The 21637-nt window shown below is 60.2% G+C and carries 16 protein-coding genes, 3 pseudogenes and 1 riboswitch; of the genes and pseudogenes, 8 read left to right on the forward strand and 11 right to left on the reverse strand.

Annotated elements, in window-relative coordinates:
• Positions 1-18 precede the first annotated feature (18 nt).
• The 6 genes from PCE31106_RS23120 to PCE31106_RS23150 all read right to left on the reverse strand — a co-directional run bounded on the left by PCE31106_RS23120 (position 19) and on the right by PCE31106_RS23150 (position 7710).
• Positions 19-2109: a ParB/RepB/Spo0J family partition protein gene (locus PCE31106_RS23120; protein WP_066788719.1), complete on the reverse strand. Its 2091-nt coding sequence runs from the start codon at positions 2107-2109 to the stop codon at positions 19-21.
• A gap of 66 nt (positions 2110-2175) precedes the next feature.
• Positions 2176-3006 (reverse strand): DUF932 domain-containing protein, encoded by an 831-nt coding sequence (locus PCE31106_RS23125; RefSeq protein ID WP_103245943.1) that lies wholly within the window; start codon positions 3004-3006, stop codon positions 2176-2178.
• A 775-nt stretch (positions 3007-3781) separates the two neighbouring features.
• The gene (locus PCE31106_RS23135; RefSeq protein ID WP_103245825.1) at positions 3782-4174 is read right to left on the reverse strand and encodes an ATPase; all 393 of its coding nucleotides are present in this window, start codon (positions 4172-4174) and stop codon (positions 3782-3784) included.
• A gap of 320 nt (positions 4175-4494) precedes the next feature.
• On the reverse strand, positions 4495-5658 hold the full coding sequence (locus tag PCE31106_RS23140) for a PDDEXK nuclease domain-containing protein (RefSeq protein WP_103245826.1): 1164 nt from the start codon (positions 5656-5658) through the stop codon (positions 4495-4497).
• A complete protein-coding gene (locus tag PCE31106_RS23145) occupies positions 5655-6854 on the reverse strand; it encodes a tyrosine-type recombinase/integrase (protein WP_103245827.1) in 1200 nt (399 codons plus the stop codon). The genes PCE31106_RS23140 and PCE31106_RS23145 overlap by 4 nt, the downstream gene beginning before the upstream one ends.
• 209 nt (positions 6855-7063) lie before the next feature.
• Positions 7064-7169, reverse strand: a riboswitch (SAM-I-IV-variant riboswitch).
• A gap of 334 nt (positions 7170-7503) precedes the next feature.
• Positions 7504-7710, reverse strand: a complete 207-nt coding sequence (locus PCE31106_RS23150; RefSeq protein WP_150564808.1) for a hypothetical protein — start codon at positions 7708-7710, stop codon at positions 7504-7506.
• Here PCE31106_RS23150 and PCE31106_RS23155 point away from each other — a divergent pair.
• From PCE31106_RS23155 to PCE31106_RS23175, 5 genes and pseudogenes are all read left to right on the forward strand, one after another.
• A complete protein-coding gene (locus PCE31106_RS23155; protein ID WP_150564809.1) occupies positions 7709-8038 on the forward strand; it encodes a type II toxin-antitoxin system PrlF family antitoxin in 330 nt (109 codons plus the stop codon). The two genes, PCE31106_RS23150 and PCE31106_RS23155, sit on opposite strands and share 2 nt — an antisense overlap.
• A pseudogene (locus PCE31106_RS23160) lies at positions 8035-8514 on the forward strand (type II toxin-antitoxin system YhaV family toxin); the annotation flags it as partial. The gene PCE31106_RS23155 and the pseudogene PCE31106_RS23160, both read left to right, overlap by 4 nt.
• 46 nt (positions 8515-8560) lie before the next feature.
• The gene (locus tag PCE31106_RS23165) at positions 8561-9058 is read left to right on the forward strand and encodes a MerR family transcriptional regulator (protein WP_254441294.1); all 498 of its coding nucleotides are present in this window, start codon (positions 8561-8563) and stop codon (positions 9056-9058) included.
• A 378-nt stretch (positions 9059-9436) separates the two neighbouring features.
• Positions 9437-10906, forward strand: a complete 1470-nt coding sequence (locus PCE31106_RS23170; RefSeq protein WP_150564811.1) for a hypothetical protein — start codon at positions 9437-9439, stop codon at positions 10904-10906.
• Between the two features lie 61 nt (positions 10907-10967).
• The gene (locus PCE31106_RS23175; protein ID WP_150564812.1) at positions 10968-12740 is read left to right on the forward strand and encodes an Hsp70 family protein; all 1773 of its coding nucleotides are present in this window, start codon (positions 10968-10970) and stop codon (positions 12738-12740) included.
• Between the two features lie 682 nt (positions 12741-13422).
• Here PCE31106_RS23175 and PCE31106_RS23180 read toward each other — a convergent pair.
• Positions 13423-13620: pseudogene (locus PCE31106_RS23180) on the reverse strand (integrase core domain-containing protein); the annotation flags it as partial.
• 346 nt (positions 13621-13966) lie between these two features.
• Here PCE31106_RS23180 and PCE31106_RS23185 point away from each other — a divergent pair.
• Together PCE31106_RS23185 and PCE31106_RS23190 are read left to right on the forward strand one after the other, a co-directional pair.
• Positions 13967-15025 carry a hypothetical protein gene (locus PCE31106_RS23185; protein ID WP_150564814.1) on the forward strand — a complete coding sequence of 353 codons (1059 nt, stop codon included), beginning with the start codon at positions 13967-13969 and terminating at the stop codon, positions 15023-15025.
• Between the two features lie 506 nt (positions 15026-15531).
• On the forward strand, positions 15532-17322 hold the full coding sequence (locus PCE31106_RS23190) for a TniQ family protein (protein WP_174975409.1): 1791 nt from the start codon (positions 15532-15534) through the stop codon (positions 17320-17322).
• Positions 17323-17878: 556 nt separating this feature from the next.
• Here PCE31106_RS23190 and PCE31106_RS23195 read toward each other — a convergent pair.
• The 4 genes and pseudogenes from PCE31106_RS23195 to PCE31106_RS24435 form a co-directional block, all read right to left on the reverse strand.
• On the reverse strand, positions 17879-19126 hold the full coding sequence (locus PCE31106_RS23195; RefSeq protein WP_150564816.1) for an MFS transporter: 1248 nt from the start codon (positions 19124-19126) through the stop codon (positions 17879-17881).
• Between the two features lie 3 nt (positions 19127-19129).
• Positions 19130-19867: an MBL fold metallo-hydrolase gene (locus PCE31106_RS23200; RefSeq protein ID WP_150564817.1), complete on the reverse strand. Its 738-nt coding sequence runs from the start codon at positions 19865-19867 to the stop codon at positions 19130-19132.
• 25 nt (positions 19868-19892) lie between these two features.
• Complete coding sequence (locus tag PCE31106_RS23205) at positions 19893-20564, reverse strand: ArsR/SmtB family transcription factor (protein WP_150564818.1); 672 nt, start codon at positions 20562-20564, stop codon at positions 19893-19895.
• 67 nt (positions 20565-20631) lie between these two features.
• Positions 20632-20811 (reverse strand): annotated as a pseudogene (locus PCE31106_RS24435) (IS3-like element ISBps2 family transposase); the annotation flags it as partial.
• Between the two features lie 336 nt (positions 20812-21147).
• Between PCE31106_RS24435 and PCE31106_RS23210 the strand changes: the two are divergent.
• Complete coding sequence (locus PCE31106_RS23210) at positions 21148-21537, forward strand: DUF302 domain-containing protein (RefSeq protein WP_150564819.1); 390 nt, start codon at positions 21148-21150, stop codon at positions 21535-21537.
• Positions 21538-21637 lie beyond the last annotated feature (100 nt).

Consider the following 21637-nt stretch of genomic DNA (forward strand, 5'->3'; position numbering starts at 1 on the left):
GCTTGCCTTCGGCGCGGGTCAAGCGGCCAGCGCCTCGGCGGTTTCATCCGCCATTGCCTCGGCATCCTCCGGGGCGTCCTGCTCCGGGCCTTCCTCCTGCGCGCTTTCCTGCACTGCCTGCTGCGGGCCTGCGGCCTTGAAGATGGCAGGCATCCAGCCCGTGCCATCGGCCAGCCGCTCGGCTTCGCTGGCAATGTCGGCCTTCTTGAGCTTACCCAGCCGGGTGACGGATTCCGGCGCGAACTCGCCCACGGCCTCCAGAATCACGGCCTTGGAAACATGCTTGAAGTAGCCTTCGGCGGTCGGCTGCCACCATGCGGCCATGTCGAGGCCCACGGCCTGCGCCAGTTCTTCGCCGGGCTGGTGCGGCGTGGCGCGAGGCGTCACCACGTCCACCGTGGAAGCCACGCACACGGCCAGCAGCTTGACCAGCTCGTCTTGCGGCTTCGTCAGCAGCACGGCGAACAATTCGGCGCTGTCGTCCGGCAAGGCTTCGCCCGCTACCTGTTGCAGTTCGCGCAGCGCCACGGCGGCAGGCGATCCCGGCCAGTCCGGGGCCATGCCTTCCAGCCGGTCTTGCACTTTCAGGCCGACGCCCAGCGGCAGAGAATCACGGCTGCGGCCGTAGCGGCTTTCCTGCAAGGCGGTCTGCACCATGCCATGCACCACAGCTGCCAGCGCAGCTTGCGGATGCCGTGCGACTTCGATTTGCAGCGCGGCGGTGCGGTGGGCGCTCAAGCGTTGCGCCAGCCGGTCGGACATGGCGGCGGTCTTGGGCTGCCTGTCGTCGTCTCCGTCCTCGCCCTCGTCATCGTTCGCGGCGTCCGGGTCGCTGAAACCCTGGCGCAGCTTTTCCAGCGTGCGCAGCGCCTTGGCTTCGGCCTCGCGCATCAGGCCGCGATGAATCACGGCCTCGCCGTTGCGGTCGATGGTGACGATGGCACCGGCTGCGGCCTTCACGTTCGCGCCGTAGTCCTGCAAGCCATCTTCCAGCGCCTGCAACTGTTCGCCCACGGCTTCGCCTTCCTCCTGCAAGGCGTCGGCGTCGGCCTTGTCCTCGTCGTCGGCGTCCAGCGCGGCATCCACGGCTTCGGCCAGTTGGTGCATCCGGGCTTGCAGCTTCTCGATGCGTGCGGCTTCGCGCTTGTTCGGCTCGCGCCGCTCTCTCGGCGCACGCTGGAAAGCGTGCAGGTCGGCATGGGTCACGCCCGGCGTGGCATCCACCCAGGCCCAACCCTCGGCGCGGACAGTGGCGGCGATGCCCGCCAGCTTGTCTTGCGCCAGCCGTTCCAGCAGCGCGGCATCGGTCAGATACACACCCGCATCATCTTCCGCGAACAGGTCACGGCGCACGCCACCGCCTGCGGCCTCGTAGCTGTCCAGCCCGACAAAGCGCACCAGCGGATGCCGGCAGGCGTCGATTTCCCTTTCGGTCAGGCGTTCGCGCAAGTGGGATGGGTGGCGCTGCCACTGCGGTGCATCGTAGAACGCGGCTTCCTGCGCGGCGTGGTCATCGGTGATGGCAAGGGCCATCAACTGATCGAGCGTGACGGCATCGGCCCGGTAGTCGGCCATCAGGCGCGGCGAGACATTCGCCAGCTTCAAACGGCGCTGCACCACCAGCGGCGTAACGGAGAAATCCGCCGCAATGTCCTCGATGGGTCGGCCTTCGGCCACCAGCGCCGCGAAGGCTTCAAACTGGTCTGCCGGGTGCATGGCTTCGCGCTGCACGTTCTCGGTGAGGCTGGCCGTGCGGGCCGTGCCATCGGCCACCAGCAGGCAAGGCACCTCCCAATCCTTGGCGATGCGGTGTTTCTTCGCCAGCAGCTTCAACGCGGCGAGGCGACGGCCACCGGCCACAACTTCGTAATGCTCGCCATCGGCGGATGCGATCACGATCAGGTTTTGCAGCAGACCCACACGCTGGATGGATGCGGCCAGTTCGGGAATGGACATGCGCGGGGTCTTGCGCACGTTGCGGCCAGCGGGGCGCAGCACCAGCCGCGACAGCGGAACCAGAATCAGGTTCTTGGTCGGGTCGGCAGCTTCCAGCGGAATAGCTGCGGCGGTATTGACGGCGCGGGCTTCGGTTTGGGTGATGGCGTTCATGGTGACTCTCCAATCGAGTGAAACAAGGGAATGGAGGGGAAGCCGCCCCTCCGGCGGGGGAACGGTTCAGGCTTTCAACTGGCGCAGGCCATCGGCCAACATCCAGAGGGCGCGATTCAGGCGCACATCGGAATCAATGCCCTGCACGGGTCGGGTCTGCTGGCGGCGTCCGTTGGCGCTGCGGCCATGCAATCCGCCCTTGGTCAAGTTCTCCTGCGTGCGGTTGAACACGCTCCACAGGTCGGGGCGTCGGTCATCAAACCGGCGCGGCATCAGGATTTGCGACTCCGTGATGGGCGCGGGCTTGTTGTCCGTGGGGTCGTACTTGAGGGCCAGCGCGGAACGGGCGAACACTTCGGCTTCGCCTTCATCCAGCGTGATAGCGCGCATGGCATCGCGGGATTCCTTCACCCGCTCGAAGCCGCTCAACACCTCGAAAGCGCCTTCGATGACGGAACCGGCCACGTCGCCCTTATGGGGTACGCGCACGTCCGCCACGGTGTCGCCGCACACAAGGCCATTGCTGCACACGAACCGGAACATTCCGGCCAGCATCTGATAGCTGCTGGTGCCATCATGGGAGTTCAGCAGCACGATTTCGTTAGCCTCCGCGCCGTTGATCTGGCTGGCATGGCGCAGGCGCAGCATGTGCTTGGTGTGCTCGCGCTTGCCTTCATCGCGCACGCGGGTCTGCGTCACCATGAAGGGTTGAAACCCCTCCTTGCGAAGCTCGGTCAGAACTGCCGCCGTGGGGATATAGGCGTACCGCTCGGAGCGGCTTTGGTGCGGGGCATCCGCGAAGATGGACGGGGCTACCCTGCGAATCTGGTCATCGGACAGCGGGCAGTCGCTGCGCAGCGAAGGGGAACGGGAAGCGAAACGGGATGCGAGTTGCATGTCTTTCTCCTGAACAAAAAGGCCGTTGAAGAAAACCGCACACCGGATTCCTAGATTCGGAGCCCAGCCTTTCGGCTGTTCGGTGCGGTCGGCACGAGGAACCCGGTTGGCCCTGTTGCCACCGTCTTTCCTGAGTTCATCGCCCGCGACGGAAGGGAGCCCGTGGACGGGGGCCGTCAAGGAAACCAGCGCAGGGTTGGTGCGGCCCGCAGGCGCAGCCGAGGACACGGCCCTGCGCGCCTTGACGGCACCAGGCCGCGGGCTACAGTCGCGGACAAGGTGATGAAGTCAGGGAAGACGGCTGGACATGGCAACGGCCATCCCTGTGTGCCGACCGCACGCAAGCGAAGCGCGCAGGCCCGAAGCTGGAAGCCGGGCCGGAGGCGTCAGCCGAGCGGAGCGAGGGAACGATGGAAGCCCGACAGGGGCGAAACCCCGCAGGGGGTTCGATGCGAAGCACGACAGCGCGCCCGGCCATCTCCCAGGTGGCCGGGGACGCCCAGCCTTCAAAGCCGAAGAAACAACAGAATCAGGACGAGCACACGCAAGGCATCGTGGATCTGCTGCGAATGCGGTCTGGCCGATCCGGCGCAGCCGGGTCGGCGGTCTTCGAGGGGCGCCAAGCCTGCGCGGCGGGGATAGCCCGCAGGGCTTTCCCCTGGAGTGCAAGCGCAGCGCGCAGCGCCGCAGGCGCGAAGGTATCGGCACCGGGCGCAGCAAGAAGAAAGGTGCGCCGCTCCCGAAGGAACGACGCACCGAAGGCAGCGCGGCGCGATCAGCTCGCCGCCGGCGCCGTCATCGACTGCAACTGCTCGATCACGCCAGGCTCAACGAACACGCAAGCCTGCTCGTCCGCGATCGGTACGTTGAACATCCGCGCGAACACCGTGCGCCGCAGATGGGCCAGTCGGCCCGTCCGATACGCCTGCTCGGGCTTCATGCGCCCGCCGGCCTGCGAACCGCTGCGCTGCGGATCGCATTCGACCAGCGCCACAAAGCCATCGTCGGCCAGCTTCTGATGCTTGGGGCACAGGCCCCAGCCGGTCGCCGTATGGCGCTCCATGCTCGCGCGCAGGCGCTTGTCCAGCAGGATGGCGCCGGTATCGAACGCCGTGCCGCAAACGAGGCAAACATGCTGTTCGAGTGAAACGTGTGATTTGTCGTTCATGACGGTCTCCGGTTGCACGGGCGGAATTGCCCGGAACCGTCGCCCTCACGGCGCAGCGCAAGCAGTCAAAGATCGAAGACGGCCGCCAGGCCGCAAGCGTGCCTGCACGCGCAGTCATTGACGGCGAGAACGCCGTGATACGGTGAAGGGACACAGCAAGACCGCTCCCTCAAACCACCCACGCACCCGGCTTTCGGCAAGCGGAGCGCGCAGGCCCGAGAGGGCCGGAGGCGTCAGGGATCAAAGCCGGATGGCCGCGATTCGGCACGAAGCGCGGGGCGCAGCCCGCGAGCCCGACGGCGGCACGCCGGGACGCCCGGTTATTGCTTGCGCTTCTTGGGAGGCACCGTCACGCGAGATTCGATCAGCCGCCGCGTGTTCTCCAGTTCCTTTTGCAGCACCTCGGCATCCGGCAGCACCATCTTGTAGTTCGCCGCCATCACCTTGTTGGGCAAGCCTTCCAGCGCGTACCGCGCCAAGGCGTGCCCCTTGTCGGCGCAGAGAATCAGGCCCACGGGCGGATTTTCCTCGGGGAACGTCCAGTGTTCCTTCGCATAGTTGCAATACAAGTGCATCTGGCCCACATCAGCATGGGTCAAAGCACCGAGCTTCAAGTCGATGATGACCAGGCAGCGCAAGCGCCGATGGAAAAACAGCAGATCGACGCGATACCACGTCTGGTCGATGCGCAAGCGGCGCTGCCGCCCGACGAAGGTGAAGCCGTCGCCCAACTCCAGCAGGAAATCTTCCAGCCGTCGAATCAAGGCTTGTTCGAGATCGGATTCCGAATACTCGTCCTTGAGATCAAGGAACTCCAGCACGAGCGGGTCTTTGATCGCATCATCGACCGTCACGGCATCATCCGGCTTCGGCACGGCGCTCTTGACCAGCATCGCCGCCTTGTTCTTCGACAGCGCCGTGCGCTCGTAGAACTGGCTGCCGATCTGCCGGTCGAGCTGGCGCACGCTCCAGCCGCCGCGCAGGGCTTCGGCTTCGTAGAACTGGCGCGCGTGGTCGTCCTTGACCATCAGCAGCCGCACATAGGCCGACCACGGCAAGGGGAAGACATGGGCCAGTTCGTCCAGCCGCCCAGGGCGGCCCTGCGCCAGCAGGAAATGCCCTTGCGACGGCGCTAGAGAAGATTCGCTAGACACTGTCTGGCGAATTGGCCGGGTCAGGAAGAACGACCGCATCTGCTGCAAGTTCGGGCGGCTGAACCCACGCCCGAACTGCGCAGTCAAGTCGGCAGACAGCCGTTCGATCAACTGCTCGCCGTACCCTGCGCGGCGCTTGCCCTGCTGCTCGGCCTCCACGATGCGGCGGCCGATTTCCCAATAGCTGGCCGTCATCAGCGCATTGACGCTGCGCGCTGTTGCACGGCGTGCAGCGTCAAGCAGTTCTACGATGCCGCCGTGGATGCCGGCGTAGCCGGCAGGCAAGGCGGCAGCCTTGGCCGCCACTGCGGGCGATTTTGTGCTGTTCATGCTGTCGCCTCCGCAGGCTGGCGCGCACCCGTGATGGCCTGCCGCCGGCTGGCCACCAGCTCGGCCGCATCGCGCACTGGCTTGTCCTCGGTGTGGACATAGTGCATGAACATCGCCACGGTCTTGTGGCCTGTCAGCTTCATGCCCACCTTGGTCGGCACGCCCGAATTGGCAATGTCGGTCGTCGATCGGTGGCGGATACCGTGTGTGCCGACATGAGCCACGCCCGTGGCCTTGAGCACCCGGCACCAGCCACCGTAGTGCTCGCCAAAGGTCAAATGCTTGTCCGGGTCGTTGGGCGACGGCAGGACGTAAGGGCAGCCTTCCCGGCGTGGTGCCGTCGCAAGCAGCCGATAGGCTTCCGCGCTCATGGGCTTGGAGAGGCCACCGGTCTTGCTGTCCGGCCACACCACGCGCCGGTTCTCCAAATCAACCCACTTCCATTCGAGGGTGCAGATTTCGGAGCGGCGGCCCGCGAACTCGAATTGCAGGCGAATCGCCAGCGGAATGACGTAGTTCTCCAGTCCTTCCGCCTCCAATTTCTCCAGATGGCGGAAGATCAGCGCCAGTTCGTCGTCCACGATGAGCCGGGTTTCCTTGCCGGGCGGGAACATCGGAACGTGGCGGCACGGGTTCGTGCCGTCGGGGCGGTAGCCCCACACCTCGGCCAGGTTGAACATCTTGCGCAGCACGCCGAATGTGTTGTTCGCCTCGGCGGGTTTGTAGGCCAACTTCTCCATCAGCCCGGCAACGTCAGGCCGCTTCACGTCCTGCACCTTCTTGCGCCCGAGCAGCGGAACAATGCAGCGATCAATAACGGCCTGGTAGCCGCGCCGCGTGCTGGGCTTGTTGCGCTTCTTGGAGTAGTCCTCCATGAACTTCTGGCACAGCGCCTCCACCGTGGGCGCCTTGCGCGCCTCGGCCTTGGCGCCGCCGGGATCGCCGCCCCGGCGAACTTCAGCCAGCCAGTCCTGCGCCATGACGCGGGCCTGCTCGACGGTCAGTTCCCCGAACAGGCCCAAGGCAGGTTTGCGACGCTCGCCCGCGTTCGTGCGGTACTGGAGCATGAATACCCGGCGGCCCGCCGGGGTAATCTTGCACAGGAAGCCGGGCACCACGGTGTCCCGCAGTTCGATGTCCTGCGCCTGGGGTTGCGCCGTCTCCACGGCGGTCTTGGTGAGCTTGATCTTGGCCACGATGACTCCTCGGAAAGACCCGGTTTCCAAGAGCCACATAGGGGCCGCGAGAGCGGAAGCCGGGTCAGGTTTCGGAAAGCACCGGCATATGATGGACGCGCGTAAGTTATTGATAAACCTGCTGTATCGGGCTTCAGCGCAGTCCAGCGAAATGTCGGGCTGGGGTCATCGTCAAACAAAAAAACCCTCCGATAATAGGAGGGTCGACGCATTGCCCGATTAGTTGCTCTGTTCAGAGCCACATCTGCTTTCGCGATCCACCTTGCCCGGGAAGGCAGGTTGGCTTGGGCGTCGACCCAATTCAAGATGAGCCCAGATTCAATCATGCTTGCGTCATTTTTGTCAAGCGTTGCATCATGGTCGTCGCGAGCGGTGCTGTCGTCGGCAGTAGCCGCCGACGCTCAAGGTGCCACCGATCGAGAAGTCGGCCCAAATCCCGAGGTTCCCGGCCGTGTATCGCGTCAGTGCGAGTTGGTCGGGGTGATGGACGGAGAAGGGCTCGATTCCCATCAGTCGTCCGAACGAATGTCCCGGATTTCGAACGGGTTAGCAATGTTTCGGCTGATTGTCCGCGAGTGGTGCACACCGGAACCGAACCCGCGTCCACCTTCCGAGACGGAGAGGAGGGCGTTGCTATTTTGTTCCTGGTTTAAATCATTCGGCCGTTTTCGCGGACATCCGCCAGATCAGGAGGACAACAAGAAGCGATGGGTTCTACAGGGGCAACTGGTAGCCATTGGCCATCGGAGTCCTCGGGCAGGATGACAACAGGAGCAGGCAATGCAATCGGATTGAAAAGGTAAGGTGATTGCATTGCCATGCGGGAAATCCATCCCTTTTGACCGGAGAGCGCCATGGCGGCCACCCTCGAAGTCGAATCCACGCTGACCGACCGCTACCAGACCACGGTGCCGGAAACCGTGCGCCGCGCTCTCCAACTGGGCAAGCGCGACAAGATCCACTACACCATTAGCCCTGGCGGCGAGGTCGTTTTGACGCGCGCCGAGCCCTCCGAGGAAGACGACCCGGTGCTCGGCAAGTTCCTCGGCTTCCTGGCTCGCGACATCGCCAGCCAGCCTGAGCGACTCCAGGTCGTCGATGTCAGTTTTGTGCGGCGCCTCCAATCGCTGGCCGGCTGCATCGAAGTCGATCTCGATGCCCCATTGTCGGCGGACGATGAATGAGCTTGAGCAAGGCAGCGCCCTTGGTCATTCAAGCCTGGACAATCTTTGCTCACCCGCTATTCCTGACTCAGCTTGATGCTCTTCCCCGGCAGGTCAAGGCCTTCAAGCAAAAGAACCCAGTCGGGTACGTAAAGAAGAACGCTAGCAAGCGACTGGCTGCGATAACAAAGTTGGCGTTCGACGTCATCCCGAAAGACCCGCCACGGCCGGAATGCCGGCAGGGCAACACCCTCAGCGGCGACCACAAGCACTGGTTCAGGGCCAAGTTCTTTCAGCAGTACCAACTCTTCTTCCGCTACCACGCACCGAGCAAGGTGATCGTGTTCGCTTGGGTCAACGACGAGGACACCAAGCGCGCCTATGAGAGCATTAACGATGCCTGCCGGGTGTTCCGCAAAATGCTGGAGAGTGGTCATCCTCCGGATGACTGGCACCAATTGCTGGCCGAGGCCCGCGCCGAGGGGCAGCGCCTCCGCGGGCATCACGCCGTAAGGCTTGGCTTTGGTGGCGAACAGCGTTGTCATGGAGAAGAAAAAAATGCACTACCCTGTGATGACCGAAAAGCACCTCGCCGACCGCTGGCAGGTCAGCATCAAGACGCTGCGACGCTGGCGGCTCGATAACGAAGGGCCGGTCTGGCATAAGCTGTTCCGCCACATCCGCTACCACGAAGCCGACATCTTGGAATTGGAGCGCAGCAGTGCACAGCACCTGATGGCGCTGCTCGGGATCAACCGGGAATTCAAATCCGCCGAGCCGGATGCGATCCTGGGTCAAGGCCTTGATGCCGAGGCCGCAAATCACTACCGCACGGCGAAGGAAATCGCCGAGGCAGCATCGCTGCCAAACCATCTGTTCTGGGATCGGGCCGAACGCAACAGCAAGCGCCTGCCGCACCTGATGCTGGTCAGAACGGAAACCGGCGCTTTTCGCTGGAAGCGATTCTGGAGCGGGAGATGGCCAACAGTGTGCTTGGCAACGCCGCTGCGGCAGCCGTCGAGGAAGTCGAGAGTTCGGTAGCACTTTCAGCACCGGCCAAGCGCTGGTACGAAATCGTCAGGGAACAGGACGGAGAACGTTTCGATTCCGCACCCTAGCCTGAGCAGATGCCCCTGCTTTTGGCCAAAAGTCCACTGGTTCGGCCATTTGTCCCCGAGGGTGCTTTCCGGAGCCGAACCTGCGTCCGTCATCTCATCTTATGCAGGTGGTAACGCCTTGCCCTTGAGTCCGTCGATTCGACGATTGGGCGACGTTGCCGAATCGTCATCGTGCCTGAGATGCCATTCGAACCAAGCGCCTCCACGCGCGCATTCCAATTTCGCTGGCGTCGCCGTGATTGACTCCGAATCGTCCGCGGGAAACAATGTGCGCTACATTTTTTGATTAGGTTGTCATGCCATGCCCGGTAACGATCAAGCCCCTGAGGTAAATTGGAAGCACCTCCAGGAGTTCGCGCAGGCGCGGTCTCCGGAGTCTCGACAAATCGCGTTGACGGCGTTGATCTCTGGAAAATTCCTACCGAAGTTCGCCGATGCACCGGAAATTCTCGAGGGCAAACGTCTCACGCTTATCGATGCGGTGTCGCAAGAAACGCCGCGTCTTCGCCTGTTGGCCATCGCCGAAATCATGCGCCTAGGTCAGGTCGTCAAGCGCTGGCAGCCGGAAATCATGGCCGCTCTGGAACCGGCGTTCGTGTCCGAACTGCCGCCGATGAGCCTGCTCGACGAGGCGGACGATCGCCTGAACCTCGCGCGCGCCTTGTCGCATTTCCAGCGCGAATGGCTCGTGGATTATCTGGCGACATCGATCGTCGAGGAGGAGCAGGGCGAAAAAGCGCGCGCCGAACTCATGGCGGCACTTTTGGTTCGCAGCGAAACGCTGGCCGCCGCGATCGCGAAACTCGCTGCGCGCTTCAAGACGCTGCGGCCCTCGACCGATTCTCCCGCGAATACCGTGGCGCGCCGGCTCACGCGGACGTTGAGCGCCTTGCGCGCCTGTCTGCCGGAACTCGATATCGAGGCCGGCACGGAAATCGGCGTTGCGCTGAATGCCGTTGTGGAAGACGCGTTCTCCGCATCGGGCCGGCCGGACGACGAGAAAGCGAAGATCGAACTGGTCCGCGAGACGCTTTTGGTGCTGCACGACATCGTACGCACGCGGTTCTCCGTGGTGGCGGACGCAACCACGTATCGGGTAGTGACGTTGGCCAAGCGTTTCTGGCGTTCCAGCAGTTGGCCGGACGATCTGGCCGGCGCGCTTGGCAAACTGATCACGGACGTCTCCGAAGCGCTGATCCTGCTCGGCCGCCAGGGGCGGCGCGATCAGTCACTTCTCGATCAACTCGACATTCTGTGCAAATACCCGGAGCGCGCCCGAGCGATATCTAGGTCACTGGCTGCTCGGCATATCGAGCTCGACGAATCCGTGCGCAAATGGCTTTCACGCGAGCGGGACACGGATTCTACGCTCTCCAGTTATGCCGCCGAAGAAATTGTGGCAAGCAACGCGAACGCGAGCGCGAGCATAGGACTGGCGCTGCAAACCGTGCGCGAGGCGCGAGCGATGGCGGCCGGTCTGCGCGAGCCGCTTCTGTCGGGCCTGGAGATCTATGAGCCGAATCTGACGGGCGCCACGCGGGCGCTGCTCGACACGGTGAACGCGTCAGCCGTGGAAATTGAACAGGTGGCCAGGTTGCGCGGGATCAGCCTGTACGGGAATCGAGGTGAGGAAATCGATGTCGCGCCGAAATTTTTTGAGATCGTCGGCGCGACGCCGCGAAGCCGAATGACGGTGAAGCAGCCTGCCATCGTTCGGATTCGCGAAAACGGGGATATCAGGGAAGTGATCCTGAAAGGACTTGTCGAATAAGACCTGTCTGTCAGGACGTGTCGAAAACGAATGTGTGTATGCGTGACGGAGACCAGAAAAAATGGACGAAAAGATTGCGTATTACTTGATTTCGAGTTTGATCGACCGCGTCGAGCACGGCCCGGTCGGCTCCGTCTCGGACGTGGAGAAAGAAGCGTTAAAGGTCGCACTTCGCGTCCTGACGGCGTATTCATCCACTTCCGCAGAAGTTGCGAAGGTGGCATCTGCCGATGTCGCCAGAGTGGTTAAGCAAGCCGAGGAGGCCGTAGCGGACGAACTGAACGACGAGCCAGAGGTTATCGAACCCGAGGCAATCGAGTCGTCGGCAGGGGCGAACCTATCGATCGAGCCGCCGGAACTCGACGAGCCGGAGACCGTAGAACTTGTGCTCGATGCCTTGCATGTCGGCGCACCGAGCGACCCCGGGTATCTGCTGTGTCTGGACTTCGGCACGGCCTCATCGAAGGCATGCGCCACGAACGGACGCAGGCACTTCGGACTGGAATTGGGACGAGCAGTGGGCAGCGAGGGATTCACGCTGCCCTCATCGATCTTCGTCGACGACGGCAAAGTCTATTTCGGCTTCGAAGCGATCGACCGTAGCGAGAGCATGGTGGACGCCGGTCGCCAGCGACTCGATTCGATCAAGAGCTGGCTTAGCTTCGCGGACCAAGTCAATATCGACACCCTGGTTCTTTCGGAGGCACTCAATCCCGGTCCCACCAGGTTGACGCAAGGTGACTTTCTGCGTATCTATCTGGCGTATTTCACGGACATTGCTACGACGCAACTCACAATCCTGCCAGTTGGAGGCGCCCCGCTCGGACGCTTCATGAAGCGCCGCTATGCGCGTCCCTGCGGCCGCGATGCACAACAAGCAGCCTGGGTCGACACGCTGATGGGACGCCTGTTGTCCGAGGCACAGATCCTTGCCGACACATTTCACGGGCAGTGGGAGGGCGGCATCGATATCCGGCGCCTTAAGGCGGCTGTCGATGAGGTCAGAAAGCTGGAGCACCGTCCGGAGTTTCTCATCGGCGACGGCGTGCCGGAACCGGTCGCCGTCGCGGCGGCGGCGGTCGAGAGCAGCGAGAATCGCATTGACGCGTACATGGTCGTCGATGCGGGCGCTGGCACCACCGACTTCGGCTTGTTTCTAGCGCTTCGTAACCAGGATATGGATGAGCCGAAGGTCATCCAGGTCGCGCCATCGATCAAAGGATCGGGTCAGGCAGGAGACAAGATCGACCAGTGTTTGCAGGCGTTCATCGGGCAGCGGGAAGGATTCGATCCCAAGAGCACGCACGGCGCGATGATCGAAGCGGACTTGCGCCGGCGCATTCGCGTTCTCAAGGAGCTTTTGTTTACGGCGGGAACCCTCGAGTACACGCTGGCTGACCGAACCGTCGGTTCCTTTACGCGCGAAGAGTTCTGCAATGATCGTCGGGTACAGTTGTTCGCCCAGTTGCTGCAGAAGGGCTTCGTCGACGCATTGAGCGACGTGAACGAAAGCTATCTCGACTACCTGGCCCGTGATCCGGTGAAGCTACAGGTCATTCTCACCGGAGGTAGTTCGCGCTTGCCGATGATCCGGGATCTCGCACACGGTGTGATCGAGGTGAAGGGCAGGAAAATCTCGCGCGTTCCGGTTGAGGCCATGCCCGACTGGATGGAACATGCGACCGAGGCAATGAGAAGCGTCTATCCACAACTGGCGGTTGCCATCGGCGGGGCCGAGGAACACTTGCCCTCCACGGATTTTGCGCCGGAGGAATGGTTCCGCAAGACACATAGCTCAGTCGTCGCTACACGAGACCAGATCTCGGGCATGTGAGACACAATAGTAAAGCGATCGTCGAAAAAAAAGCGGCCCTTCCACGGAAGCGCCGTTTTTTTTTCCAGCGATGTGGTGTGCCAGTGGCCCAGCGACGCTAGCGCGCCGCGCCTCCCGCCTATGTTGTTCACCGTACGAAATTGCCACAGGCGAATCGGTGTGTCGTCGGATTGGGTGTGCTTCCTGATGTCGACCAACTTCCAAGTCACAAACGGCTCGCGGATGTTTTTCTACTGCGCGTCGTCGGCGTCGAGCCGAAATGCCCAGCTCATATGCGGCAATCCGAATTCGCGCGTGAGGTGGTCACCCTCATGACCTCAATCTCAAGATCGCGCTCAGCCACCGTTTTCTTTAACCGCGCGTTCTCGACGTCAAGCGTCTTGAGTCGCTTGACGTCATCGCTGACCATCTCGCCGAGCCGTTAGCGCCAGGCGTAAATCGACGCTTCGCACGCGCCATTGCGCTTGGCCACCTCGGGGTTCGTATCTCGATTTGCTTCGCGCAGAATTTGTGACCTGACTGCTTTTTTCGTACCACTGGGGTCTCGAGATTTATGGCCCCGTGATCTGCTCGGCTATTTCGGGCCAGTTTGAATGATAGTTTTCCGGCGCCTTGATCTGCTTGGCTATTTCGGGCCAGTTTGAATGTTAGTTTTCCGGCGCCTTGAGCCTGAACGGCTCCTTCAAATGCCCGCCTGTAAAGCAAATTCCGCAGGCGGGATATTGCCCAGAGCCATGTGAGGCCGACTCTCATTGTCGTCAATCCGCCACGCCTCGATGGTCGTCTGGGCATGCTCAATCGAGTCGAACCAATGTGTATTCAGACATTCGTCGCGCAACGAGCCGTTAAATGACTCCGCATAGGCGTTGTCCGTCGGCTTCCGGCCCATTGTCCGACCGAAGATAACGGGGCGCTCCGTGCACGCTGATCAACCTACTTACCACTTCAATGACTCGGCGTGAGCGAATCTATCCCGCACATCGATCGCCAGGCATCCCTCGCGACGAACGCCTTATCCGGGGGGGTATTGCGGCCGGCTCTATCTTGTGAGATTCATTTATCCAAGTGTCACATGTGGATGTGCTGGCCCTGTGGGGCATTGCTGACCCGGGTTGCGCGAAATCAGCGACCGTCGGCAGCATACGTGCATATTGTCGATATGCACGATTGACAAATGTGAGCCGTGTGATTACAGTTGCCATATCGATGATATGCACGATATGGTCATGAACAAAATCACATCTCAGCTTGCAACCGGTTTTCTTTCCCCGCCGCCGATAGAAATTCTAAGGCAAGACCTTGTAGAAATGTATCTATTCCAGCTTGGCAATCTGGCCTGGATGGTTGGGGAGCAGCCGGTGCATCGGGTGCTTCAGCGCACACCGCGCACCGCCGTCTTGAGCCTTGGGGGCGATGCAGCGGAAATCGGCCTGACCTACGACGATATTCGCGGAACGGACCTCGCCGTGGAGATGGAGCGCCTCTACCACTATGCCTACTTTGGCAGGCTCGACGAAAGCGCCGAATTCATGGGGGAGGAAAGCATATACAACTGGCTGGCAGCGATTCTCTTCGACATCCTGCAAAGTCAGACCGCGGCATTCTGGTCTAACGAGTACCGACGCAAGACGCTGGAGTCGGCGCAACGGTGTGTGCTCGTCGCCGAGTTGGCCAATGCGCGAAATATTCTGGAGGGCGGTGAGTCGTTTTTTCACTTCAGCCGAGCGAACACCAAAGACGAGGCGGCGTTTGACGATCGCTTGACCGTGCGGCAACTTGCGCTGCTAGCAGGCATGGAAGAGATGAGCATTCGTGCGGCAGCAAATCCGAAGCGCGCGAATGCGCTGATAGCTATCCAAGAAGACGGCCGTACCCGATTTGAACTGGATGTCGCCAAAGAATGGCTGCTCTCTAAAGAGCGATATATCCCCATCACGCGCTATCAGAGCGACGGCGACGTTGACTTGGCCAAGCGCCGCTTCGCGGATCCCGAAGAGTTGTGGGGGATGATGAATGCCCGGCTGCAATTTCTTAGCCGCAGCGAGGATGGAAGCGAGCTTGTCGCCAGGATCGGGGACCTAGGGCTTTCCTTAGTAGCTGCCGGTAACGGCGGACAGTCGTTCGCGGTCGAGGAAGCGCAGATGCGCGATTCAAACACCATGAAGGCGCTCGCAAACGTGCTGCGCCTGCCTGGAGAATTACTGGTGCTTCGCATGCGTGAAGCTCGCGCGCGCGCGGAACTTTCCGCTGTGGAACAAGGCCTGCGCGACATCCAAATGGAATAACGGGGTCGACCAGCGAGACCGTGAATTAGAACAAGAGGTCTTCGTGATGATCACCATCCATGCGAGCACGAGAATGCAGTAGCGGGGAATTCCCCCTGCAATCGCCCAATGGCTAATTGAGTATGGCGCGACCGACCGCAACGGGAGCGCCTGCCGATGGTACTTCAGCACGGCCGCTAGAACACGCATGTGTCGGAACCTGGGCGTGCAGGTCGTCGATCGACTTGGCAGCTTGACGAATTGCTACCTGATCGAGGACCAACAGGGTGATGTTGTCACCGTTGCAGACCGCTTGCATCGGTCGACGACGCGGTAATAAAAAGTAGATGTCCCATGATAGGAAAATCAAAATGCTACTACTCAAAGCACTTATTTATAAGCCACTTGATGAATTACAAATATGTTTGTCCCTTTGCAATAATGTTTGTCCTTTGACAAATATGTTTGTCCCATCCCGGCGGGAACCCGCGGAGACCTGAAGCGGTACTATTGAGATGGAATCAAGCATGGCGCCGCGTCCGGCAAAACCATTAAAGACGTTCGATTCAAATTTTGCCGGGACCTCCGCGCAAGACTATTCGGACAGCAAGTCCCTCGGGCCCTTAACGCTTTGTTCCCCGGCAATCCCGGGGGAAAGCTTCGTTTCGCAAGTCGCGCGTTATCACGTCGCCAGCGGTAATCCTACGACGCGTGATACTTACATGGAACTGTTCCAACGCGGCCCGTTTCGTCTCACCTCTTGGGTATCACCGTTCATGAGCGCGCTGGCCGGCCGCTTTGAGGGAGACATGGTTGACGGGATGCGCCAGTTTTTGCGTGACTGTACTTTATTTCCCCTGTTCGCGATGTTTTCGGGAGCACGGCTGTCTGCTGCCAACGAACGTGCGAGTATTGAGCGAGCTCTGCGTACGCTTCCACAACGGATGGTCGCCGAATCTGGGTGGACCCGTTTGTGTCCAGCTTGTCTGAGCGAGGACGAAGCCGACTACGGCACTCCAGCCATTCGAAGCGCACATCAAATCCCTGGCATCTCGCGTTGCTTCCGCCACGGAACGGCTTTGTTAGATCGATGCCTTAAGTGCCGGTGTCCGTTCGAGCGCGTCAATGATTTGGTCTTAGTACCGTGGTTCGGGTGTTCGGCATGTAAAGCAAAACTGGTAGTCGAAACGTCCACGGGTGTTCAATCGCCCGATGAGACTAGGCATGCCGATTTCGCAATCTTCACATCGAAGCTTCTCGCATCAAACAGTCCCGAATTAACGCGAGAAGGTTTAGTAGCATTGTATAAAAGTGGCTTCGACAATTTGGGTATGGTCCATAAAGGTCGCGTTGATCGAACCGCGGTCACCCGTGAATTGATCTCACACTTTGGAGACTCATTTGTCACGCATGTCGACCCGGCGTACCGCAGCGAGCGTCTGTCTGGATGGTTTCAGACATTGACTCCGGGGTCAACATGGGAAGCCCCACTGGGCCGGCACTTGCTTTTGTCGTATTTCATTTACGAAGATGCAGATCGGTTTCTCGCCCAATATCACAAGTTCGTAAGCAGTTCGATTCCCTCGATTTCTCCCAGGGTCCGTCGGCGACTCGATAGCTCTGTGGCCAAAGACATGCGCGAAGATTTGATGTCGCAGATACAAATGGCGGCCAGCCAAATTCCTCAGTGTAGTCTGGACCACTTATGGCAACTGCACTACGGCATTATGAAGCGCCTTCTTCGCCAGGATGCAGAGGCGCTCGTGAAACTTGAAAAGCACCTTGCTAAACAGATCAAGCGTGAGGCCACGCGAGCCGAATATTCGATCCCGGGAACTCATCCTGATGACACATTCTGGGCTCAAAGGCTCCGGCAAATGGTGAGCAAGATATACGAGTCCCAAGAGCGGCCTAGGAGAGCTAGTCGAAACCAGCTACTAATCCTGATCGGCTGGAAAAAGGGGAAGTGTCTCGCAGATACTAAAGATTTCCCGGAATTTGAACGCGAATTGGAAGCTTGGACAGAGACTGCTTGGCATTTTTACCTGCGCAGACTGCTTTGGACGTTAGCGCAGCCCGGTGCCCGTACATCGCATATAAAGCGGTCGGTCATCAACGCAGGCATCGAATGGCATCGCGGGGTGGCACTGGGGGAGTTTTGCAGTAAGCAGCAGCTACCGGACGATTTCAGCGTGTCGAAGATACTCGCGACGATCCGTGCATGGGGGATCGACCCGCAATGGATCGGGCCATCGCCAGAGCGTGTCTTTGCAAACGCTGGGCGCGACTATAAGCGTCGACGCCCAGCCACTGCTTAACTGTTCTGGATCGCGGTACAGCACAAGCGTTGCCATGCGTTTTGCATGTGTGATGCCACTGCGGCTCGGTCTTTCTAACCGGGATATGACTCTGCCTCCCATGACGTAACCTGCGCAAGTGATTCTGGACGGACTGGAGCACCAATTCCATGTTTCTTCAGCAATTTCGACAAGGGCGGACACTCAGCTTCGTCGCGCAGTTTTGCACTTTCTTTGCTATTAAACGCAAGCGTGTTCTCGCCGTCGTCCTGTCACCCACGACCTTTCCCCAAAGCCAGAACAGAATCATGAACATCACGCCGAAACCCATACCCCACCCGCCCAATCCACTACCGTAGCCCATCATGTCGCCCCCCCCCAGATCCCAGATTTTCGGCGTTCCAACATGGACTTGCGGTTGGCCCCTTCACCGTTTCCTGACCCGCGCGTGCCAACACGCAACGGTAAGGCGCTCGGGTCGCCCTCGCGTCCGCGGATCGAACGCCGACGATCGTCCGCTTTTCATGAAACGCTGTGATCGGCGCCGCCGCGAAGGCGGCGGGCGTGTCCTCCCCGTTCATGCTTCTCCCCTTGCAAGGGTTTCTCGCATCCGCACTGCCGCGATTGCGCCGGACAGGAAGGTCAAGGCCGCGACCAGCCACATGGCTGCGGCGACACCGAACAAATCAGCAGTGAAGCCCGCGAGCAACGCGCCGACCGCATAGCCAAGGTCACGCCAGAGCCGATAGACACCTACCGCGGAAGCGCGCCAGGCCGGGTCGGCTACGTCACCGATGGCGGCAAGCAGGGTCGGATAAACCATTGCCGTCCCGATGCCGAGCGACACTGCACCCAGCCCGAAGACCAGGTACCGGGCGGTCAGCGCGATGGTGGCGATGCCCATGGCTTGGAGCCACATTCCGTATACGATCAGCCATTTTCGCCCGATCTGGTCGGACAACGCGCCCGTAAAAATCTGCGTGATGCCCCAGACCGCCGGATAGACCGCAGCAAGTATGCCAATTTGCGCCAGCGACATGCCAGCCGCAGCGAAGACCAGCGGAAACAAGCCCCAGGCCATGCCGTCGTTCAGGTTGTTGACAAGCCCTGCCTGACTGACGCTCGAGAGATTGCGATCCGTGAGGGAGGTGCGGCGGAAGATTTCGCCTTGTGTGAGTCTCGTCTCGCCAGCCATGGCGCGATGATGCGCACGTAACTCATGCGTGACATGACCGCGGGTTTCGCGAACGACGAGGACAGAGAGCAACAGTCCCGCAGCCACATAGACGACACCCGGATAAAAAGGCTCGGGCCTGAGCGCAAAGTGTGCTGCGATCCAGCCAGTGGCGAGCGCACTGCCGGCGACCGCAAGATAGCCGGAACACTCATTCAGCCCCATCGCGAGACCGCGCTGCCTAGGCCCGACCAGATCGATTTTCATGATGACCGTGGTGGACCACGTCAGTCCCTGGCTTACGCCCAGCAGCACGTTGGCTGCGACCATCCAATTCCAGTCGGGTGCCCACATCAAAGCAAAGGGCACGGGAACCGCAACCAGCCATCCGGCCACCAATACATGCCTGCGGCCGAATCGGTCGGAAAGACGTCCTGCAAAGTAATTGGTCAGCGCCTTGGTGACGCCAAAGACGACAATGAAGGAGAGAATCGCGGCCTTGGCTGCGATGTGAAAGTCTTGTTCTGCAATGGCCGGGAGGATACTGCGTTCCTGCCCTACCATCGCGCCAACGAAAGCATTGACGAGTAGTAGCAGGGAGAATTGACCAAGGTTCTCACGTAACCCGAGGCGAACGGGGGCTGCGTGCATGTCTTAGGTCTCCAAACCGAGATTGAAGCGCACCATCGCTTCCATGTCGGCGGGCCGTGGCGGAATCTCGGTCGTTAGATAGTCGACGAAGGTCGCTTTGTCCATCGTTAGCGCAGGGTTCCAGCGCTTTTCGAAACCGACGGTCGATGATGGCTTGCCCGACAACCCTACACCACAGGCGCTGCCGGCCTGGTGGCCCGGAAAGATTTCGATGTCGTCAGGCAAGGACAGTAGCTTGGCGTGAAGACTCTCATACAGCAAGGCCGCCATTTCACGTTCCTGTCCGGCTAGATCCGGCCGGCCGGTCGCGCCGACAAACAGCGTGTCGCCGGTGATAACGAACCACGGCGCTTCGCCGCGCCGCATATCGGTGACCAGCAGGCAAACACTGTCCGGGCTATGGCCGGGCGTGTGTACAACTCTGATCTTGACGTTCCCAATGTCGAGGACCTGTCCATCTCGTAAGGGTTCGAATTCGTATTTCACCAAAGACTGGTTCGACTCATGCAAGCAGTACCGTGCACCCACCGCCTGCGCTAACGCCCGCCCACCGGAATAATGGTCGGCGTGGACATGGGTGTCGACGACGTGGGTGATCGTGACGCTGGCCTTTTTTGCTTCGTCGATGAACCACTCTTGGTCACCTGCGACAACATCCACTGCGACGGCCTTGCCCTCGCCACCACAGCCGAAGAAGTACGAAATCGATGATTCTTTAGTTGCCAGTTGCCTGAAAAACATCGTTATGTCCTCGTTGAAGCTCGGCTCATTCGCCGTATACGGCCTCAAGCGGAAGGCCCGCTGCCCGCCACTCACTTACACCATCAGACATCTTGCGGACCCGGTATCCACGTGAAGCCAGCAGTGTCATAGCTTCATCGGACATGAGGCAGAATGGGCCACGACAGTAGGCGACGATTTCTTTGTCGGTGGGTAGTTCAGCCAATCGGTGTTCAATTTCTGCCACCGGCATTGATCGGGCAAAGGGCAGGTGCGCCGCCTGATACTCCGACAGTGGGCGCACATCGATGACAATGACGTCACCGTGGCGCGCCTGCTCCAGCAGCGCCTCTCGTCGTACGGAGGTGAGCTTTGCCGGGTCGGCCATCATCTGCTCAAGCGCGAGGCGAAGCTCCAGCAGGTGCTCCTCGGCCACTTCCCGCAGGATCACCCACAACGCGGCTACGTCCTTGCCGCTCAGGCAATAAACCACGTACTTGCCTTCCCGCCGGGAAGAAACCAGACGGGCTTCCTTGAGCGCCTTCAGGTGGGCGCTGGTGAGCTTTATGTCGACCGAGAGCTCGCTGGCAAGCATTTCCACCGTCTTTTCCCCTTGCGCGAGCAGCTCCAGCAGCTCTAGCCTTTTGGGACTCGAGACGGCCTTGCCTATCCGGGCGACCTGTTCGTACAAGGCGTTCTTAATAGATCGTTTGTTCATTCGTATATTCTAACGAGTATACGAATGAATGCAAAGATTATCTGTCGTAAAGGAGGCGGCCCTAATCGCGCCTCGTTTCCCGATGAATTCGACGCATGATGTCCAACAACTGAGAATCCTTGTTCAAGGGGTTTGAGCGCACGCTCCAAGCGTAATAGCTACTACGGGCGACCCCTGCTAGCCGACAAACTAGCTTTACCGGGTAGACCTTCTTCATAGCCTGAATCACTTCCATGAGCGATCCAGCTACTAGTGGAGTTGTTCGGCCAATCCGGGTTCATTCAAAGATTGCAGTCCTCTCAGCTCGTTGCGTCGACGCCTTCCCTCCTGTTTGCCTTCTTCAGCCAGTGGTTCACCTCGACCTTGAGCATCGGCTGTCTAAGTGCGTTAGTTGTGCGCCGCCGCTGGCAGCCGGCGTTACTGATCGCTCCACATCAGGTTTTATGTTTGCTTGATCTATGTCAACAGCGACTCTTTGCTGCATCGCATACTGTAGCGTCAACATGACTTTGTAGCTTCACGAGCTTTTGCATCCCGTGCGTGGGTTCCACCTTCATCACCGAGACGGGAAAGGATTGTCACCATGTACGGATTCTCTACCTACGTAAAACTACCTTTCAACGCCGCTGTTGATAAGGTTACAGACGCCTTGAAGAAGGAAGGGTTTGGCATCCTCACCGATATCGACGTGCAAGCCACCATGAAAGCCAAACTCAACATAGAGGGGCGGCCCTACCGCATTCTGGGTGCCTGTAATCCGCCTCTGGCGCACCGCTCACTTGAGATCGACCCGGATATCGGACTGCTTCTACCTTGCAACGTCGTCGTTCGCGAGGACGTCCATGGTAAGGTCGTCGTCGCTTTCATGGATCCTACGGCGGTGTTGCAACTGGTCGAACGGCCTGGCATTAGTGAGCTGGCACAAGAAGTGAAAGGGTGCCTGGAACGGGTCCGCGATAGCTTGGCAGATTGACGATTTTATATGCATAGGCGATTTGACCCTGCCTCGTTTTCACGTACAGCAAGTCATGCGGTAAGCAATGCGGCCTCGTAGTCGACGGGAGTACGAAAAT

The sequence above is a fragment of the Pandoraea cepalis genome (genome assembly GCF_902459665.1).
Taxonomy (GTDB): Bacteria; Pseudomonadota; Gammaproteobacteria; order Burkholderiales; family Burkholderiaceae; genus Pandoraea; species Pandoraea cepalis.

Bases quoted from the DNA above. Each gene is read 5' to 3' on its own strand.
- PCE31106_RS23200 (WP_150564817.1), bottom strand. From the start codon at position 19,867: ATGTTTTTCAGGCAACTGGCAACTAAAGAATCATCGATTTCGTACTTC.
- PCE31106_RS23135 (WP_103245825.1), bottom strand. From the start codon at position 4,174: ATGAACGACAAATCACACGTTTCACTCGAACAGCATGTTTGCCTCGTT.
- PCE31106_RS23150 (WP_150564808.1), bottom strand. From the start codon at position 7,710: ATGGCGCTCTCCGGTCAAAAGGGATGGATTTCCCGCATGGCAATGCAA.
- PCE31106_RS23190 (WP_174975409.1), top strand. From the start codon at position 15,532: ATGGCGCCGCGTCCGGCAAAACCATTAAAGACGTTCGATTCAAATTTT.
- PCE31106_RS23155 (WP_150564809.1), top strand. From the start codon at position 7,709: ATGGCGGCCACCCTCGAAGTCGAATCCACGCTGACCGACCGCTACCAG.
- PCE31106_RS23175 (WP_150564812.1), top strand. From the start codon at position 10,968: ATGGACGAAAAGATTGCGTATTACTTGATTTCGAGTTTGATCGACCGC.
- PCE31106_RS23165 (WP_254441294.1), top strand. From the start codon at position 8,561: ATGGAGAAGAAAAAAATGCACTACCCTGTGATGACCGAAAAGCACCTC.
- PCE31106_RS23205 (WP_150564818.1), bottom strand. From the start codon at position 20,564: ATGAACAAACGATCTATTAAGAACGCCTTGTACGAACAGGTCGCCCGG.
- PCE31106_RS23170 (WP_150564811.1), top strand. From the start codon at position 9,437: ATGCCCGGTAACGATCAAGCCCCTGAGGTAAATTGGAAGCACCTCCAG.
- PCE31106_RS23185 (WP_150564814.1), top strand. From the start codon at position 13,967: ATGAACAAAATCACATCTCAGCTTGCAACCGGTTTTCTTTCCCCGCCG.
- PCE31106_RS23195 (WP_150564816.1), bottom strand. From the start codon at position 19,126: ATGCACGCAGCCCCCGTTCGCCTCGGGTTACGTGAGAACCTTGGTCAA.
- PCE31106_RS23125 (WP_103245943.1), bottom strand. From the start codon at position 3,006: ATGCAACTCGCATCCCGTTTCGCTTCCCGTTCCCCTTCGCTGCGCAGC.
- PCE31106_RS23120 (WP_066788719.1), bottom strand. From the start codon at position 2,109: ATGAACGCCATCACCCAAACCGAAGCCCGCGCCGTCAATACCGCCGCA.
- PCE31106_RS23140 (WP_103245826.1), bottom strand. From the start codon at position 5,658: ATGAACAGCACAAAATCGCCCGCAGTGGCGGCCAAGGCTGCCGCCTTG.
- PCE31106_RS23210 (WP_150564819.1), top strand. From the start codon at position 21,148: ATGTACGGATTCTCTACCTACGTAAAACTACCTTTCAACGCCGCTGTT.